Here is an 18,072-nt window from a genome sequence, read left to right on the forward strand (position 1 = left end):
ATAAGGATTAAAAAGAAATTAGTATTGTGCTGAACAAAGTTTGCTTAATAATCTTAAATTAAAAGTGAGGTAGAGTATGAAAAAAATCATTCTTCTTCTCTTAAGTCTTGTTTTTCTTTTGGGAATGGAATCAAGCGCTTATGCCTCAGTTCCTAAAAGATTAACGGGTAATAACCAATATGAAACTGCAGTGGCAATCGCTCAAGATGGTTGGGAGCAATCGGATTATGCTGTTTTAGCAAACGGTGAAACTTATCCCGATGCTTTATGCGCAGCCCCGTTAGCCCAAAAATATAATGCGCCTATTTTACTAACAACGTTTAATGATCTTCCGAGCGTAACGAAAAAGGAATTGGCCGCTCTCAAAGTCCAGTATGTATTTATTGTAGGCGGAACTGGTGTTATTTCCGAAGCAATTGAATCCGAGCTTCAAACTATGGGAGTTAAAACTATCCGCCTATCTGGACATGATCAATATGATACAGCCGTTCAGATCGCCAGAGAGCTGCCATCCCCTCACGAGATTTTCGTAGTAACTGGAGAGGATTATCCTGATGCCTTATCAGTTGCCCCGATTGCATCAATAGCCCAAGCACCGATTCTTTTCGTTCCAAGCGATTATTTACCAGAAAGTATAAAGAAATTTATATCTGAAAATACAATTAATAAGACTTACATAATAGGGGATAAAGATCTAATTAACGATAATGTTGTAGGTCAGTTTCCTGGGGGAGAACGAATCATTGGATCGGATAAATATGTTCGAAACGTGAACATTAATAATAAGTTCAAGCAGCTAATTTCAGCCAAATGTATTTATGTGGCAAGGGGAGAAGGATTTGCTGATGCTTTAGCCGGCGGCCCGCTGGCCGCTAAACTCAAGGGGCCCATCCTTCTGGTAGATCCCAATTCTGATGAATTACCATCTTCAATTGTTGCTTATTTGCATCGGCTTAGAGCAGACAGAGTACAACCGCAGCTCACTTCTTTAGGCGGGACGGCAGCAGTTCCTGACATATTAATGCAGAAAATCTCAAATTTTTTAAAGGAACAATCATCAGGATCAATTTCTAAAAGCGATTTAATCTCCGGTGTAATCCAACGTATTGACGCCAATAGTACGGTTGTAAACATCAGCCTCAGCACCCCGTCCACTTACATTGGTGCAACCCAGTACCAAGTTTGTATCAAAAATTGTGCTGTATCTTCCGTAGTGCCAATTGGCACCGATACTACTGTTAACCAACAAGTTTCTTCTGGCAGTACAGTTCAGGTTAAGTTCACGAATGCCAAAGGTGATCAGATTGGGTCTATTACTAACGTTCTTTTAAAGGCTACAACGACAACTTTACAAACCGATGTAGTCTCCTGCACACTCAAGAGTACAGATGACAATAGTTCAGTTATAACCATTAACCTTAGAAACCCATCTGTTTACCGGGGCGCTACCCGATGTCAGGTGTATGTAAACGGCCTTGAATCGTTCATTATGCCAATTGGTTTTCCCATGACTATTAGTCAAGAACTGAATTCCGGTGATATCGTTCTGGTTACCTTTTATAATGATAAGACTGCTATTGTTGGGCCAGTGAACGTTCCTTTCAAGTTAGTGAAGAATAAATAGTGCCTGGAGGTCAAGTGATTTACCACTATAGTATACCAAGAGATATACGTATAGAGAAATTAAGATGGTTCCGTTAGATTGAAAATATTACTTATATGTATGCAGATGAATTTCTCCGAAAAAGAGATAATTACTAATAAGACACCAAGAAAATAGGTTATTAAATAGGTAATTATTAATGGGTTTTTCTTACCTTTAATATAGGGATTAAGGCAAGATGGAAGGAGAAAAGGGTTGTGAATAGAAAAACCTGTCCTAATTGTAAAAACAGGTCTTATTTCTCTGATAGTGTTGTAAGCTGGGAATGCCCTTATTGTGGAAATAACTTAGATATGGTTCCGAATGAGAAGAAGCCCTGGAGAAAATCGATTAGTCAAACCCAACCGAAGTGCAAACATATGCGGCCTTCTACGAGGAATACTTCTATATTGGCAAGTAAACCCCTTGCCTTGTTTTTCGGAATCGGATTAAGCATAGCTAATTGTGCAATGATTCCTAATACATATGCTTTTATGAGTGCCCAATCTTCAGTGCCGTTGCAGTTTCATGCTGCGGATACCTTCCCTGTACCTGTACCCATTATCCCAGTTATACCTCCACAGTTGGTAGCCGTAAATCCAGCAAACCCTAATGAGGTTCAGGTGGGTGCAGCACCAGGGACAACACCGGTGGATGCAACCCCACCCCCCCAAGACCCTGAACTGAATACAGGAGCGGGTTCAGGTACACCGACAGGAACGGAGACGGGAGCGGGTACGCCGACGGGAACAGGGGCGGGTGCAGGTACGTCGACAGGAACGGAGACGGGAGCGGGTACACCGACAGGAACGGAGGCAAGTGCTGGTACGCCGACAGGAACGGAGGCAAGTGCAGGTACACCGACAGGAACAGGAGCGGGTGCTGGTACGCCGACAGGAACGGAGACGGGCACGGGTACATCGACAGGAACAGGAGCGGGTGCTGGTACGCCGACAGGAACGGAGACGGGCACGGGTACACCGACAGGAACAGGAGCGGGTGCTGGTACGCCGACAGGAACGGAGACGGGCACGGGTACACCGACAGGAACAGGAGCGGGTGCAGGTACACCGACAGGAACGGAGACGGGCACGGGTACATCGACAGGAACAGGAGCGGGTGCAGGTACACCGACAGGAATGGAGACGGGCACGGGTACATCGACAGGAACAGGAGCGGGTGCAGGTACACCGTCAGGAACGGAGACGGGCACGGGTACACCGACAGGAAGCCAAGCGGGTTCAGGTGCACCGACAGGAACGGAGACGGGAGCGGGTACGCCGACAGGAAGCGAAGCGGGTTCAGGTGCACCGACAGGAACGGAGACGGGCACGGGTACGCCGACAGGAACGGGAGCGGGTGCAGGTACGCCGACTGGAACGGAGACGGGAGCGGGTACGCCGACAGGAAGCGAAGCGGGTTCAGGTGCACCGACAGGAACGGAGACGGGCACGGGTACGCCGACAGGAACGGGAGCGGGTGCAGGTACGCCGACTGGAACGGAGACGGGCACGGGCACGGCGACTGGAATAGAAGCGGGTTCAGGTACACCAACAGAAACGGAGGCAGGTACGAGTACACCGGCAGGAACAGAAACGGGCACGAGTACATCTGTAGGAACGGAAGCCAGCGCGAGTTCGCCGACAGGAACAGAAGTCAGTACGAATGCACAGACAGAAACGGAAGCCAGCGCGAATACATCGACAGAAACAGAAAAAGGACAAATTGCTCCTGCAGCAGATTCCGCATCATCATCTGAAAGGACAGTTACAGGATCAACTAAGGATTCAATGGAAAAAGCATCAGATATAAATATGAAAGAAACTAGTAAGGATGATGGAAACCAAGGGGGTGAAGTAACACAACAGAGTCCGGAACTACCAAGACGGCTGGGGCAAGTCAGGCGGCCGGAATCAAATTCAGATCAAGAGGTCAATTCAGATCAAGAGGTCACAGATGACTGCGCGATAGACAATGCAGCAAATGGTCGTCAAGAAGCTCCGAGTCCAACTGACGAAAATTTAAGTGCAGGTATTTCAGAAAACTCCGGAACGAGTGATCCGACAGGAGGGAGTATGGATGAATAGAAGGACTTGTCCCGATTGCGGAGGAAGATCATATTCCTCCAGTGATAAAGGGAAATGGGATTGCCCATACTGTGGTAAAGACATGAGTGAGGTTTGCAATGATCAAAATCTATGGGCCAATTTAACGAATGCACTTGAAGAGAAGACACAGGAATTAATAGATTTATTGCCAAAAGCGTAAGGTAACTGTTCAATCCGATAAAAATATTGATATTACGGATATTACGTATATTACGGCTTTAAAAAGAGATCTAGTTCTTCAGTAACTGGTTCTCTTTTTTTATAGTTATTTAGAAATTTAGTCTATAACATCGAATTTTAGGTCTTGACAAGAACGGCAGTTTGGAAGAAAATTAGTCATGCTAGCAAACAATATGCACACGAACGGTTGCAGTGCAAACATAAGGGGGATTGGAATGAAAAGAGTTGCTTTAATCGTGCTGGCCATGGCTGTTGTTCTGACGGGCTGTGGTACAACGAGTCAACCGGCTGCAGGTCAATCAGCTGCTAAAGCAAGTACCAATGTTCAAACGACGAAACCTGTCTATGTCATGGCAGGAATTATTAATGCCAATGATAAGGCGAATATCACGACAAAGATTGCCGCCAAGGTTACAGGGGTTTCGGTCGACGTTGGTTCTGTCGTCAAACAAGGAGACACTTTAGTTACCTTAGATACGAATGATATTCAGGCTCAAGTGAACCAAGCCCAAGCAGCAGTAGCAACTGCTCAGGCTAACTTGGCCAATGCTCAAGCCGGAGCGCGGCCCGAACAGATTTCTCAGGCTCAGGCGGCGGTAGACGCGGCGAAAAGCGCCTATACGAATGCTCAAACGACTTATAACCGTGATCAACAGCTCTTTCAAGCAGGAGCTCTTCCGCAAGCGCAGTTAGACGCTGCTCAGACTCAGCTCACAGCTGCTCAAGCACAGTATAACTCGGCCCAGGATCAGTTGGATTTGTTAAAGAAGGGGCAAACCAAGGAAGCCATCGATGCCCTGCAGGCTCAAGTTCAACAAGCTCAGTCGGCCGTGGATTATGCTAAAACCATGTTGGCTAATGGAACCATTGTGGCTCCTATTGCGGGAACAATTAGTGCCAAAAGTATCAATATCGGAGAATTGGCTTCCCCGGGAGTAACTTTACTTACGATCACGAACAATACTTCTTTATTTGTCAATGCCTCTTTGCCGGCAGGACTTGCTGGCAGTATTAAGGTCGGCCAAGGCGTTGATGTTAAAGTTTCCGAGATTCCTGATAAAAATTTCACAGGGACTGTTTCGATGGTCAACTCTGTGGTTGATTCCCAAAACACAAGCGTATTAGTGAAAATACAGATTAATAATCCGGATCCCGCCTTAAAACCCGGTATGCTGGCGGAAATAGGCCTTAAAAAGTAAGGAGGCGATACGATAAGATGAACGAAAAGCGCAAAAAAATGATTTTAGCAATTCTTGTAGTTATGATCGCGGTCTTTGCCGGGATCGGAGGATATTACTGGTATCAAAATACGTATTACGTTTCCACTGAGGATGCCACCGTAACGGGTGACCTGGTTGCCGTCAGTCCCCAGATCTCCGGTAAACTGGTAGAGTTAGATGTAGAAGAAGGAGATACAGTGATTCAGGGCCAAATTATCGGCCGCCAGGGCATTGATAATCCTTCGGACACCAACATCGATGAAACGGTTCTCAGAGCACCAGTCAACGGAATTGTGGTTAAGAAACAAGCAACTGTGGGAGAGGTTGTTTCCCCGGGTCAAACCATTGCTTACCTCATTGATCCTTCAAAGCTCTATGTTTCGGCGAATATTGAAGAAACAAAACTTGGTTCAGTTAAAGCAGGCCAAAAAGTCGATCTTACGATTGACCAATTTGGCGGCAAACAATTTACCGGCACGGTCAAATATGTCGGTCAAGCTGCAAACTCTGCTTTTTCTCTGCTGCCAACCTCGACAAGTGGAACGTTTACCAAGGTTATTCAAAAAATACCTGTAAAAATTAATCTTGATAAAAACGATGCTTCAATTCTGCCAGGGACAAATGCTGTGGTCCATATTCACATCAAGTGATGAGGTGAGATAAGTATGACTGAACATCACCATCCTGAACCGGAAGGTGCAGGTGACAACTCTTATAAGTGGTTAGCCTTATTTGTGGTTGTCATAGGTACCTTTATGGTTATGTTGGACAGCAGTATTGTTAATATTGCGATTCCTAAAATGATGAATGTTTTCGGCACGGATTTGGACTCTATTAAGTGGGTACTGACGGGTTATACTTTGGCCATGGGTGCCGTCGTTCCTATTACTGGTTTTTTAAGTGATACGTTTGGTATCAAAAAACTGTTTATTGGTGCTCTGGGTTTATTTACTATCGGTTCTTTCTTATGTGGTTTTTCCTGGAGCAATAATGTGATGGTTATCTTCCGAGTTGTTCAGGCGATAGGCGGCGGAGCTATTATGCCCGTCGGAATGTCCTATATTATGCAGATTTTCCCTCTTCAAGAGCGGGGAAAAGCTTTAGGCTTCTGGGGAATTGCCTCTATGGCTGCTCCGGCCATTGGTCCTACCTTGGGAGGATATATCATTCAATACATGGATTGGCGCTTTATTTTCTATGTTAATGTTCCTATCGGCATCTTCGGGGTTATCTTTGCGAGTATTTTACTTAAAGACACGCCCTTAGTGCCCTATAAAGGCGATTTTGACTTTATTGGTTTAGTATCTTCGATTGTGGGTATTGTGAGCCTTCTGTATGTGCTTGGCGAAGCAGATACTATTGATTGGGGAAATGTAAAATTCCCGCTGCTGATAGCCCTTGGTGTTTTTGGCCTCATGATCTTTGTGGTTAATGAATTAAACCATCCTAACCCTATGCTGGAATTGCGTGTCCTTAAGATCTATGATTTTACCCTCAGCCAATTTATTACGGGGATTACGACCTTAGCTCTGATGGGCGGAGTCTATGTGCTTCCTTTATTCCTGCAAAATTTAAGAGGCTATACAGCGATGCAAACAGGCTTGATTCTTTTTCCCTCGGCCATTGCCTCAGGGTTGATGATGCCTGTCAGCGGTGCGATTTTTGATAAGTTCGGGGCCAAGGTGGTTACCCTTCCCGGTCTTCTGATCCTTGCCTTTGCCACCTATAAAATGTCGCTTTTTAATATGAATACACCTTCAACCTATATTACGATTATTGCGGCAATCCGGGGAATCGGCCTTGGTCTGGCTATGATGCCTGTCAACACGGCGGCGATGAACGCTGTTCCCAGGCATTTATACGGGAAAGCAACCGCCCTTTCCACGACAATCCGCAGTATTTTGTCAGCTGTATCTGTAACCTTTATGACGACGATCATTTCTGGGTCCACCAATGTTAACTATGCCAGACTGGCTGAACAGATAACTCCCTTTAATCGGACAGCCTCTTCGGTCATTTCCATGTTGAAAGGTGTCTATTGGAGTTACGGGTTATCTCAAATGAATGCTATGGAAAATGCTTATGCGACCCTTGGCAAGGTGATTTATGGTCAAGCTTATTTGGACGCCATGAATCATGCGATTGCTCTCACTGTGCCGATAGTTTTCGTGGCGATCGTGTTGGTTCTCATGATGAGTCCTAAAAAAGCAACTGGGCAGAAGAAGGGCCCAACTCAGGAAGGAGAGAAGGTGACTCATGAACCAGAAACAGGAGTCGCAGCAATTATGGAGTAATCCTCCCGAGAGCCCTTCTGAGCGAATCGTATTTTTATTCAAAGCGGTTCAGAAAATCTATCGGGACCAGATTTTCGAAAAGTCGCAGCAATATGGGTTTACTGGTCCGCAATTAGGTTTGATCTTTGGCCTGAGCAAGCACCCTTATTCTACCTTAAATGAGCTGAGCGATTGTATAGGATTATCTAAGAGTACGGTTTCCGGAATTGTTAACCGCTTGGTTGGTCAGGGAGTTGTTATTCGCGAGATTCCCGAGAATAATCGCCGGATTGTGCGCTTATCTCTGTCCCCGGAATTTGAAAAAAACAACGTCATTAAAGAACTGTTCAACAATTACATTTCGGATTCGCTCAAGGGTGCCAGTGAAGAAGAACTCGAGAAGATAATTGGCGGGCTGGAGGTCCTTTATAACTTATTGACTAAAGGCAAAGATCCCTCCTAGAACGCCTTATCCCAGATACAACGCTTGAAGAACTGAAGAACTGTTTTCCAAAATTAAAAGGCTCAGCTGAGATTTTGAGCTGCCCTCTGTTCATAAGGGGGCATATCATCTTCACTCAACTGAGCCTTTTTAGCGTTTATCCAATCGTAAAACTCCCGCTTCGACAAGTGGGAGGAGTTACCATACCTTGCTTCGGTGAGGGCAGAGTCATCCTTCAGTGCGATAGTATTTGTTATGGCCAAGGCGCTTTCATTATGTTCATTTGAACATTTAAATGTTGATGGGAGAGGGCATTACCGTTGTTTGGCTTTCTGCGCTTGGGGAAACTAAGTTAAGAGCGCCAGATAAAAAATGCAATAATCAGAAGGCATATAACCACGGTCCCCGCAATAATTACTAAGTCCTGGCGGGATGGCAGATGGAAGGGAGAATCATTAAGGTGCTTCCAGGGCATTTTTTTCACTCCTCCGTATAAATGGATAGGTATATATTCCACGCCGTGATAAATTTTCCTTTTACATCCATAACATATCTTGGAATTATTTCTAAAGTCTATTAGTTTACATCTTATTTTGGTATAATTTATTGTAACAATTAATCATCTTCTACTCATCTGCTATAACGTTATCAAATCGTGAGACTGCCGCTTCTATAAGTGGGAGAGGTTTCAATTTCTTGCTTAATCTTTATTTGACAAATGACATGATCGGATGCTAAAATAACTAAATGTGGTGACTTCTCACCGCAACCGCTCAAATCAGGTATTAACAGGCTTTTAAGATTCGAAGCCGGCCTGCAATGGCGAGTCTAGGGTATGGGAGGTGTAATGTAATTATGTACGCAGTAATTGAAACCGGCGGCAAACAGTTTAAAGTCCAAGAAGGCGACGAGATTCTCGTTGAGAAATTGGAAGCGAATGTTGGAGATACGGTGACCATTGACAAAGTTCTGCTCTTGGAAAAAGAGGGTGTTGTCAAAGTTGGTACTCCTGTTGTAGCAGGTGCTAGCGCAGTGCTTAAAGTTGTAGAGCACGGCAAAGGGGCGAAAGTTATTGTTTTCAAATATAAGGCGAAGAAAAACTATCGTCGTAAACAAGGACATCGTCAACCTTACACAAAAGTTCTCGTCGAAGCACTCCAAGCCTAAAGGAGAAGAGGGAATTCGTTTCCTGGTTTGGCTGGATGAGCAGAAGCGGATTCGCGGTTTTGAGATCTCCGGTCATTCCGGATACGCCGAAGCAGGTCAAGATATTGTCTGTGCAGGGGTTTCCGCTCTGAGTATTGCTGCTGCCAATGGTTTGGAACATTTTCTTTCTCAGGCTCCTCAGGTGCAGGAAGACGAAGGTTTTCTTTCTTGTCAGCTGAAAGGAATTTCTGAGCAGGAACTGGATCAGGCGCAGTGGATACTGCAAACCTTAAAGCTTGGTATCGAACAAATAGAAGCGGTCTACGGGCCGGCATATATATTAATTGATCAAAGGAGGTGGACTCCATGTTAAACATGAATCTGCAGCTCTTTGCCCATAAAAAAGGGGTAGGTAGTTCCAGAAACGGCCGGGACAGTAATGCCCAACGTCTTGGGTTAAAACGAGGCGACGGACAATTCGTTACAGCCGGAACAATTATCGTTCGCCAACGGGGAACGAAGTTCCATCCCGCTAAAAATTGCGGCATTGGTAAAGATGATACCTTATTTGCACTCATTGATGGTTATGTTAAATTTGAGCATAAAGACAGGGTGCACAAACAAGTGAGCGTTTATGCGGAACGCAAAACACCGGTGGTTGCTGCAAAATAAGCTGTTTCCCTTACGCCCCTGGGATTTCCCCAGGGGCTTTCTATGCTCGGCATAAGCCGAGTTTTCTTTATACTATCGAAAAGTATAACTCTAGTTGTATACTGCAAGAAGAGTTAATATGTGCGAAGACAGTGTCTTCGTCTTCTAGTATAAGTGCAACTAGGCAGCCGCCTGTCACGTCTTTTTATACATACATAAATATATGGTAAAACTTAACGCTGATTTATCCAATCGTAAGACTTCCGTTTCAAAAAGTGGGAGAGGTTTCTATGCCTTGTTCAGCATTCGCTGAATGAGTTCACTGGGAACAAAAAGTTACCAATGAGAGGAAAGGATGATAATGTCTGAACTTGAACATCAGTTATTAGCGGAGATGGTCCAGTGGTATCGTCTGCAGCGGCATGATTTTTTTAACCACTGGCAGGTCGTGATGGGGAATATACAGCTCCAGCAGCCGGAGAAGGCCCTTGCCTATATCCACGAAGTGATCAAGCCTCAAGAGGAGCAGAAGATTGGCCAAATTCCAGTCCCGGTGCTTTCGGCAATCCTGCTCAGCTGGGTCATTCACCTTAGGCAGCTTAATATTACGACCTCTTTGAGTTTTCCGGACGAGATGCGGCTGGAGGATTTTTGGCAGGATCATTGGCAAAAAGAATATGGAGAGAGCTTATTCGGGTACACTAGAGAGTGTTTGGAGAAGGTACAGCAGTATAACGGATTGCCGGATTTGAATTCGGAGGTCTATTTATTTGAAGAGAACGAAGGCTTTTCTTGCCAGTTTATTCTGGAGGATGAAGAAAAAGTGCTCTTTGAGAAGATGAGTTATTTTGGGATACAAGGAGAATAGCCATGTCGTTATTTTATGATCGAGCAAAGATTTATGTCAAGGGAGGCGACGGCGGAGCAGGTGCAGTTGCCTTTCGCCGGGAGAAATATGTGCCGGAAGGCGGTCCCAGCGGCGGAGACGGTGGCCGGGGCGGCGATGTTGTTTTTGTCGGTGATGAGGGTATGAGTACTCTGGTGGATTTTCGCTATAAACGCCATTATAAAGGGGATCGGGGCGAGCATGGACAGTCGAAGAATATGACCGGAAAAAGTGCTGACGATGTGGTTCTGCGTGTTCCTGTGGGCACAGTAGTTTTGGATGATGACAACGGGAATGTTATTGCCGATATTACGGAACATGGCCAACGGGTGATCGTTGCTGCCGGCGGCAGAGGGGGCCGGGGAAATGCCCGCTTTATGAGCAATACGAACAAGGCTCCTACCCTGGCAGAGAATGGCGAACCGGGCGAGGAGCGCTGGCTGAGATTAGAATTAAAACTCCTGGCAGACGTGGGATTGGTGGGATTCCCCAATGTGGGGAAATCTACCTTGATTTCTAAAGTTTCAGCCGCCAAGCCTAAGATTGCTGATTACCATTTCACAACTCTTGTGCCGAATCTCGGGGTTGTTGAGCTCGAAGACGGACTGAGTTTTGTTATGGCAGATATTCCGGGCCTGATTGAAGGTGCCCATACCGGAGCGGGATTGGGCCATGAATTTTTGCGGCATACGGAGAGAACTCGCCTGATTCTGCATGTCCTGGATATTTCCGGGTCGGAAGAACGAGACCCCCTGGAGGATTTTAGTATTATTCAGAAGGAGCTTAGACTGTATAGTCCGGCCCTGGCTGAACGTCCTCTTTTGATTGCAGCCAATAAAATGGATATTCCGGGTGCGGAAGAAAATCTTCAGCGTCTCAAAGATGAGCTGGAGGAAGGGCAGGAAGTTTTCCCTATCTCCGCGGCAACGGGTGAAGGACTGCAAGCCTTAATTTATCGGATTGCTCAACTTTTGCCGGATATTCCGATGCCGGAAATTACAAACTATGATGAGGAACATTTAGTAACGAAAGCTGAGCCGGAAAAACGCTTCGAAATTATTAAAGACAATGATCATTATCTGATCACAGGAAAAGAAATCGAGAAACATGTGGCCATGACGCTGTTTGACCATGAAGAGAGTGTTTACCGTTTTCAAAATATCTTAAAAGCCATGGGGGTTGACGATGCTCTGCGTGAAGCGGGTATTAAAGAGGGAGACAGCGTGGAGATTGCGGGAGTAACCTTTGAATGGGAGTAGGCAGCAACAAGAATTTGGACCTTTGGAGGTAATACTGTGAAGAGACGTCTCTGGTGGGGAATAGGAATCGTAGTTGTTCTTCTGACGGCTGGCGGCTGGTGGTTTTGGCGAAATGCTCAGACACCACTGAAAGTCAGTGCCGGCAAAGTATCTCCGATTTCGATGCAGGAGGACATTTATGCCACGGGAAGTGTTGTTCCTGATTCGCGCCAGGATGTGTATGCCTTAAACCCCGGTCTTGTTGCCAAGGTCGCAGTTAAGGCTGGAGACTCTGTCAAAACCGGTCAGGACCTGGTCGCTCTTGATCAGACTTTGGCCAATGCCCAAGTCGCTCAGGCTCAAGCGAATGTTGATGCGGCGCAGGCCGCTGTCAATGCTGCCCAAGGTAATGTAACAGATTTGAAGCAAGCTCAGAATGCTGTTCAAAGCTCTGCAGCCACTGCCGGAGCCGCACAAGCGGGTGTCGGTACTGTTAATATCAGTGGAACGGTTGGCGGAAATATTAGCGGTGATACTGTGAATGCCGGCAGCAATCCGGCAGCAGCGGGTTCAGTGGTTCCAAGTGCTTTGTCAAGCAGCGGCCTGGGAGGTTCTGTTCACCAGGCTGAAGGGGCTCTGGCCCAGAGCCAGGCCGGATTAAAGCAGGCCCGGGAAGCCTTGCAGGTTGCTCAGGTCCAAAGAGACCAATTAACCTACAAGTCGACCCTTGACGGGACAGCTCTTGAGGTCAATGCTCAGGCCGGGAATCCGGCACCGGTCCAGCAGCCCTTAGTGGTAGTAGCGGATCTGAAGCATATGAATGTGCAATTGCAGCTCAATGAAATGGACGCCGCTAAGCTCAAGGTCGGCGGGAAAGTGACAGTAACCAGCAAGACTTTGGGAAGCACTTCTCTGACGGGAGTTGTTGCTAAAATCGCACCTGAGGCGGTCATTCAGCCATCTGCTCAGGGAAACAATTCTCCGACCGTGGCGGTGACGGTCCGTTTGGATCAAGCGCCTGCTATGATGAAGCCGGGTTATTCCGTAACAGTCCAGGCTATTGTGGCCACGAAAAAGAATGTTCTGGCGGTTCCTCTGGAATCTTTATTTCAGGAGGGAAGCAAGAATTACGTCTATCGTATTCAGAACGGGCTCCTTCAAAAGACGGAGGTCAAGGTGGGGATCGGCAATGATACCGATCAGGAGATTACCGCTGGGCTTAAATCCGGGGATCTGATTGTTCTCAATCCTACGAATCAACTTTCCGAAGGCCAGGCTGTAACTCCCGATTGGGGGAGTGAAGGAGCATGAGTCTGTATGAGGCCTTGCGGGGAGCCCTGTTTAGTTTGCGGACCAACAAGCTGAGGTCAGGTCTGACTATGTTGGGTATTGTCATAGGAATTGCTGCTGTTATTGCGGTGGTGACCATCGGTTTGGGCGGCAAGGCGGCCATAATGCAGGAAATGGAAAAGAGCGGCGTCAATCTCTTTGTCTTGTACCCGAAATCTGTTAGCCAAACGGCACAATCTGAGGATAACGGCTTGACCCTGCAGGACTGTGAAACTTTAAAAAGGTCTTTACCCCAAGTAAAGACGCTGCTTCCGGCAAGTGTTAACTATGCTGCTTTGGAAGTCAATCAAAAAAATTCCTCGGCCATGATCGTGGGAACAACCTCGGAATTCGCCGGTTTGCGCAGTCGGGATGTGGCCTTGGGACGTTTTTTCTCCGGGGAGGAATATGAAGCGGAACGCCGCGTTGTGGTCATAGATCAAAGTTTGGCTGATACGTTGTTTGGAGCCGGTAACCCTTTGGGACAGCAGGTGATGATCCAAAACGTTCCTTGCAGAGTTATCGGTGTTCTGGCTAAAGATACCTCGGCCTTTTCCCAGTTTGAAGTAGGTCCTCAGAATTCCTATGCCTATGTTCCCTGGGGGACTTGGACGGATATTTTCCAATCGACTCGGGTTGACCAATTAGAGGGTGCAACATATCAGGAATCTGATCTGGACAGCGTAATTTCCAGAGCGAAAGGCATTCTGAATGTGCGCCATGGAACGACTGATCAGTATGAGGCCTATAATGTCCAGCAGTTAGTAAAGTCTGCCGATAAAATTACGCAAATTTTAACGAGTATCATTGGCTTGGTCGCCGGGATTTCGCTGCTGGTCGGCGGGATTGGAATCATGAATATTATGCTGGTGTCGGTGACGGAACGGACGCATGAAATAGGCTTGCGGAAAGCTGTCGGGGCCAAAGAGCGCGATATTTTGCTGCAATTTCTCTTGGAGGCGATTGTTTTAGCGCTGACGGGAGGCATTGTGGGGATTGCCCTGGGTGTGGGAAGTGCACTGACGGCGGCGAATCTTTTAAACTGGCCGCCTTTGTTATCCGGATGGGCGATTCTCTTTGCCGTGACGTTTTCCTTGGCAGTCGGACTTTTCTTCGGCTATTATCCGGCGTTACAAGCAGCAAAACTTGAACCGATTACAGCTTTGCGATATGAATGACGCTTGAGTCCTTTCAGGGAAGATCCAGAATTACTTGAATTTTAGATATGTCAATAGGTTTTTCTGATTTTATTTGCTAAATGAAGAAGGAATAAAGGCGTTTTGTTAATTAAGGAGGAAACTTTGTGTTAAAAGGTAAGCAAAAACGTTATTTAAGGGCTATGGGTAATGAAATGGACCCAATTCTTCAAGTCGGTAAGGGAGGAATTGGGGAAAACGTCGTCACTCAGACCGATGAGGCCTTGGAGGCTCGTGAACTGATCAAGGGACGAGTCTTGCAAAATTGTTTGGAAGACCCTAAGGGTGTGGCAGCTGATCTGGCTGAACAAACCGGGTCCGAACTAGTTCAAGTCATCGGCAGAAATTTTTTGCTTTACAGGCAGTCAAAAGAAAAGCCGCTCATTGTTTTGCCTGATTAGAGCTTATTGCATAGCTGTTCTGAAGGCTGCTAAAGACGTGAAAAAAGGTTTCTGGGGATTAGCCCCGAAACCTTTTTTTATTGGCATTTTCATTTTACTTCATTAATCTTAGTTATTAATTGCTTGTATATGTAATTGGACATTAGCTTATATCCCTTGTCTTTAGGGTGAAGCCCGTCAGATAATACGGCAGCCAAATCAGTTTGATTCGTTGGGAAAGCGCTCCAGACATCCAATAAGTTTGCTCCATAACTTTTTGAAGCTAGGCTTATTTGCGATCTTATTGCTTTAAATAAGGATTCATCAGAGGATACCATTGGGGGTTCAACTATACAGAAAATATCAGCATTTGGTGCTTTATTTTTAATGAGCTGGATTAACTGAATGTATTTTAGGCAAAATTGATCAGGCGTATAATAGTTTCGATCATTTCTTCCTACACAAATAAAAACAGCATCTGTATTTTCTGCTATTTCATCTGCTCTTTGCAAACAATAATCAACAAGGGTACCGGAAGAACCTTTGTTGTACCATAATATATTATGTGAATACATTGAGGTCAGAGAGGTGAAAAGAATTGACTCCCATCCTGTTGTTGAAGGATCGGAAGCCCCTTGATTTACTGCGATGGAATCTCCAAGTATAACAACGTTAATGTTACTGGTTTTTAGCTTTTTAATTCCGGTTAAGGCAGGAGCTGCAGCAGTCGTTGAATTAACTGCGGTATTCTCTGTTGCTTGAACTTTATTTGGAGCGATAATACTTGATATGGTGATTAGTATTGCCAGGGACAAAACCATTGCTGTTCTATTTTTAATGTTCATTAAGTCGTTTCTCTCTCTTTCTGGTACTAGAACCGGTCTACCTCATACCATTCTACCATAATGATCCCACAATTTTTCTGCGAAGTAAGGGGAAATTTGTCCAAAAAACAAAAACAGTCCCTCTTTATGAAGGATTCCTAATTAATAAAAGAAGTTATGGCTGTATTTAAAGTTTGCTAATGACTTGACAAAAGATCTTGATATCGATGCATTAACTGGTATAGTAAGAGGGGAAAGTTTGGCAAATAATAATGAAAGAAAATGGGGATAGTTGTTAGTTGATGAACCCTATGGAGCCGAAAAAGCCATTCGCTCGGAACGGACTCGCGGATGTGTTTTCGCTGCTGCGGTAGTAGACATGAAGGTGGGAATTCCGAGCGGCCTAAAAAAGGAGGGTAATAATGATCAGTAACCAGGATATCTCACAAGCTATGACCATTAAATTAGATGCTGTATTGCCTGAGCCTAAGAAATTCGTGGAAGGAATTCGCCGGGCACCCGATCGGGGATATAGTCTTACCCCGGAACAAACGAAGATTGCTTTAAAAAATGCTCTGCGCTATGTCCCGGAAGAGCTGCATGAAACCTTAGCTCCTGAGTTTCTCGAAGAACTGCGCACTCGGGGGAGAGTTTATGCCTATCGTTATCGACCGGAAGGTCGATTATATGGAAAGCCTATCTCAGAGTATAAAGGGAACTGTCTTGAAGGAAAAGCTTTTCAGGTGATGATTGACAATAATCTGGACTTTGACGTAGCCTTATATCCCTATGAGTTAGTTACATATGGGGAAACGGGCAGCGTTTGTCAGAACTGGCTGCAGTATTGTTTGATTAAAAAGTATTTGGAAGTCTTGACCGATGAGCAGACGTTAGTGTTGGAATCCGGTCATCCCGTGGGCTTGTTCCCTTCGCGCCCTGAGGCGCCTCGAGTTATTATCACCAATGCTCTAATGGTAGGGATGTTTGACAATCAGAAAGACTGGGAAATTGCTGAACAAATGGGCGTTGCCAATTACGGACAGATGACTGCGGGCGGCTGGATGTACATCGGGCCCCAAGGCATTGTGCATGGAACGTTTAATACCTTACTTAATGCCGGGCGAATGAAATTAGGGGTTCCCCACGATGGAGATCTGAGAGGCCGTTTATTCATCTCTTCAGGTCTTGGGGGTATGAGCGGTGCCCAGGCTAAATCCATTGAAATTGCCCGGGGTGTGGGGATTATCGCTGAAGTTGACGAATCGCGGATCGAAACCCGGCACGAACAAGGCTGGGTTACTAAGACCTCGTCTGATCTGGGTGAAGTCTTTAGAATCGCTGAGGAGTATTTGCAGAAGAAGGAACCCATGTCCATCGCCTATCACGGGAACGTGGTTGATCTCCTGGAGTATGCAGTGGAAAAGAATATTAAGGTTGACTTGCTTTCTGATCAGACGTCTTGTCATGTGGTCTATGAAGGCGGCTACTGTCCCCAAGGGGTAACGTTTGCCCAGCGGACAGAGATGCTTGCTGCGAATCGCGAGGAATTTAAGAAGCGAGTCGATCAAAGCCTGAGACGCCACTATGATTTAATTTCAGTGTTAGTTAAGCGGGGAACCTATTTCTTTGACTATGGCAACGCTTTTATGAAAGCGGTCTATGATGCTGGGGTCAAGGAAATTTCCAAAAATGGAGTCGATGAAAAAGACGGTTTTATTTTCCCATCCTATGTAGAAGACATTATGGGGCCGGAACTCTTTGACTATGGTTATGGGCCTTTCCGCTGGGTTTGTCTGAGCGGCAAAAAGGAAGACTTGCATAAAACGGACGAAGCGGCTATGGTCTGCATTGATCCGGATCGCCGGGGACAAGACAGGGACAACTATATTTGGATCCGGGACGCTGAAAAGAATAAGCTGGTCGTAGGAACTCAAGCAAGAATTTTATATCAGGATGCCGAAGGGCGCATTAAGATTGCTTTAAAATTCAATGAATTAGTCCGTCGGGGAGAAATTGGTCCGGTAATGCTGGGACGGGACCATCATGATGTGAGTGGTACGGATTCCCCCTTCAGGGAGACAGCTAATATTAAAGACGGAAGTAATGTTATGGCCGATATGGCTGTGCAGAGTTTTGCCGGTGATGCTGCCCGGGGAATGAGTCTGGTTTCCCTGCACAACGGTGGGGGCGTAGGCATCGGCAAAGCCATCAACGGAGGCTTCGGTTTAGTTCTTGACGGGAGCGAACGAGTGGATAAAGTTATTAAATCGGCTCTTTTATGGGATGTTATGGGAGGCGTTGCCCGCCGCTCCTGGGCACGCAATAGTCATTCCGTTGAGACAAGCATAGAATTTAATGAACGGTATCAAGGTGCGGGGCATATTACTATACCGTTTATTCCTAGTGAGGAACTCATAGAGAGGGTAACGAGACATTTGCTCGGCCATACGCCGGGCCGCTCAAACTAGGGTTTTAACTAGAAGGAAGAGGGTAGGGTTCCCGACGGCTAAGGATGGCCTGCGGAAAACGTAGTTTTTTGATTAGGGGGAGCAGAGTT

18 protein-coding genes and 1 other annotated feature are annotated in these 18,072 nt (G+C 46.0%); of the genes, 17 read left to right on the forward strand and 1 reads right to left on the reverse strand.

What is annotated here, in order from left to right:
- The first annotated feature begins 76 nt into the window (after positions 1 to 76).
- The 15 genes from ACPUYX_RS00735 to yhbY all read left to right on the forward strand — a co-directional run bounded on the left by ACPUYX_RS00735 (position 77) and on the right by yhbY (position 14,712).
- Positions 77 to 1,624: a cell wall-binding repeat-containing protein gene (locus ACPUYX_RS00735; RefSeq protein ID WP_426377840.1), complete on the forward strand. Its 1,548-nt coding sequence runs from the start codon at positions 77 to 79 to the stop codon at positions 1,622 to 1,624.
- Positions 1,625 to 1,860: 236 nt separating this feature from the next.
- Positions 1,861 to 3,729, forward strand: a complete 1,869-nt coding sequence (locus tag ACPUYX_RS00740; protein ID WP_426377841.1) for a hypothetical protein — start codon at positions 1,861 to 1,863, stop codon at positions 3,727 to 3,729.
- On the forward strand, positions 3,722 to 3,910 hold the full coding sequence (locus tag ACPUYX_RS00745) for a hypothetical protein (protein ID WP_426377842.1): 189 nt from the start codon (positions 3,722 to 3,724) through the stop codon (positions 3,908 to 3,910). The genes ACPUYX_RS00740 and ACPUYX_RS00745 overlap by 8 nt, the downstream gene beginning before the upstream one ends.
- Before the next feature lie 235 nt (positions 3,911 to 4,145).
- A complete protein-coding gene (locus ACPUYX_RS00750) occupies positions 4,146 to 5,129 on the forward strand; it encodes an efflux RND transporter periplasmic adaptor subunit (RefSeq protein WP_426377843.1) in 984 nt (327 codons plus the stop codon).
- A gap of 17 nt (positions 5,130 to 5,146) precedes the next feature.
- Positions 5,147 to 5,800 (forward strand): HlyD family secretion protein, encoded by a 654-nt coding sequence (locus ACPUYX_RS00755; protein WP_426377844.1) that lies wholly within the window; start codon positions 5,147 to 5,149, stop codon positions 5,798 to 5,800.
- A 15-nt stretch (positions 5,801 to 5,815) separates the two neighbouring features.
- Positions 5,816 to 7,444 (forward strand): DHA2 family efflux MFS transporter permease subunit, encoded by a 1,629-nt coding sequence (locus ACPUYX_RS00760; protein WP_426377845.1) that lies wholly within the window; start codon positions 5,816 to 5,818, stop codon positions 7,442 to 7,444.
- The gene (locus ACPUYX_RS00765) at positions 7,407 to 7,886 is read left to right on the forward strand and encodes a MarR family winged helix-turn-helix transcriptional regulator (protein ID WP_426377846.1); all 480 of its coding nucleotides are present in this window, start codon (positions 7,407 to 7,409) and stop codon (positions 7,884 to 7,886) included. The genes ACPUYX_RS00760 and ACPUYX_RS00765 overlap by 38 nt, the downstream gene beginning before the upstream one ends.
- A gap of 736 nt (positions 7,887 to 8,622) precedes the next feature.
- Positions 8,623 to 8,705 (forward strand) — a sequence feature (ribosomal protein L21 leader region).
- 15 nt (positions 8,706 to 8,720) lie between these two features.
- On the forward strand, positions 8,721 to 9,032 hold the full coding sequence (rplU, locus tag ACPUYX_RS00770) for a 50S ribosomal protein L21 (protein WP_426377847.1): 312 nt from the start codon (positions 8,721 to 8,723) through the stop codon (positions 9,030 to 9,032).
- Entirely contained in the window at positions 8,938 to 9,384 is a 447-nt protein-coding gene (locus tag ACPUYX_RS00775) for a ribosomal-processing cysteine protease Prp (protein ID WP_426377848.1), read from the forward strand. Before rplU ends, ACPUYX_RS00775 begins: the two co-directional genes overlap by 95 nt.
- Positions 9,378 to 9,683 carry a 50S ribosomal protein L27 gene (gene rpmA, locus ACPUYX_RS00780; RefSeq protein WP_088228859.1) on the forward strand — a complete coding sequence of 102 codons (306 nt, stop codon included), beginning with the start codon at positions 9,378 to 9,380 and terminating at the stop codon, positions 9,681 to 9,683. Before ACPUYX_RS00775 ends, rpmA begins: the two co-directional genes overlap by 7 nt.
- A 340-nt stretch (positions 9,684 to 10,023) precedes the next feature.
- Positions 10,024 to 10,530 (forward strand): Spo0B domain-containing protein, encoded by a 507-nt coding sequence (locus ACPUYX_RS00785; RefSeq protein WP_426377849.1) that lies wholly within the window; start codon positions 10,024 to 10,026, stop codon positions 10,528 to 10,530.
- Between the two features lie 2 nt (positions 10,531 to 10,532).
- Positions 10,533 to 11,807 carry a GTPase ObgE gene (gene obgE, locus ACPUYX_RS00790; RefSeq protein WP_426377850.1) on the forward strand — a complete coding sequence of 425 codons (1,275 nt, stop codon included), beginning with the start codon at positions 10,533 to 10,535 and terminating at the stop codon, positions 11,805 to 11,807.
- Positions 11,808 to 11,843: 36 nt separating this feature from the next.
- A complete protein-coding gene (locus ACPUYX_RS00795) occupies positions 11,844 to 13,097 on the forward strand; it encodes an efflux RND transporter periplasmic adaptor subunit (protein ID WP_426377851.1) in 1,254 nt (417 codons plus the stop codon).
- Positions 13,094 to 14,293, forward strand: coding sequence for an ABC transporter permease (locus ACPUYX_RS00800; protein WP_426377853.1), 1,200 nt, complete (start codon positions 13,094 to 13,096; stop codon positions 14,291 to 14,293). Before ACPUYX_RS00795 ends, ACPUYX_RS00800 begins: the two co-directional genes overlap by 4 nt.
- 125 nt (positions 14,294 to 14,418) lie before the next feature.
- Positions 14,419 to 14,712: a ribosome assembly RNA-binding protein YhbY gene (gene yhbY / locus ACPUYX_RS00805; protein ID WP_426377854.1), complete on the forward strand. Its 294-nt coding sequence runs from the start codon at positions 14,419 to 14,421 to the stop codon at positions 14,710 to 14,712.
- 89 nt (positions 14,713 to 14,801) lie between these two features.
- Here yhbY and ACPUYX_RS00810 read toward each other — a convergent pair whose 3' ends face one another.
- Positions 14,802 to 15,536, reverse strand: coding sequence for an SGNH/GDSL hydrolase family protein (locus ACPUYX_RS00810; RefSeq protein ID WP_426377855.1), 735 nt, complete (start codon positions 15,534 to 15,536; stop codon positions 14,802 to 14,804).
- Between the two features lie 271 nt (positions 15,537 to 15,807).
- Here ACPUYX_RS00810 and ACPUYX_RS00815 point away from each other — a divergent pair, with 271 nt between their 5' ends.
- Complete coding sequence (locus ACPUYX_RS00815; RefSeq protein ID WP_426377857.1) at positions 15,808 to 15,948, forward strand: hypothetical protein; 141 nt, start codon at positions 15,808 to 15,810, stop codon at positions 15,946 to 15,948.
- Positions 15,938 to 17,983: a urocanate hydratase gene (locus tag ACPUYX_RS00820; protein ID WP_426377858.1), complete on the forward strand. Its 2,046-nt coding sequence runs from the start codon at positions 15,938 to 15,940 to the stop codon at positions 17,981 to 17,983. Before ACPUYX_RS00815 ends, ACPUYX_RS00820 begins: the two co-directional genes overlap by 11 nt.
- Positions 17,984 to 18,072 lie beyond the last annotated feature (89 nt).

Source organism: Desulfosporosinus sp. SYSU MS00001 (assembly GCF_049943955.1).
GTDB lineage: Bacteria > Bacillota > Desulfitobacteriia > Desulfitobacteriales > Desulfitobacteriaceae > Desulfosporosinus.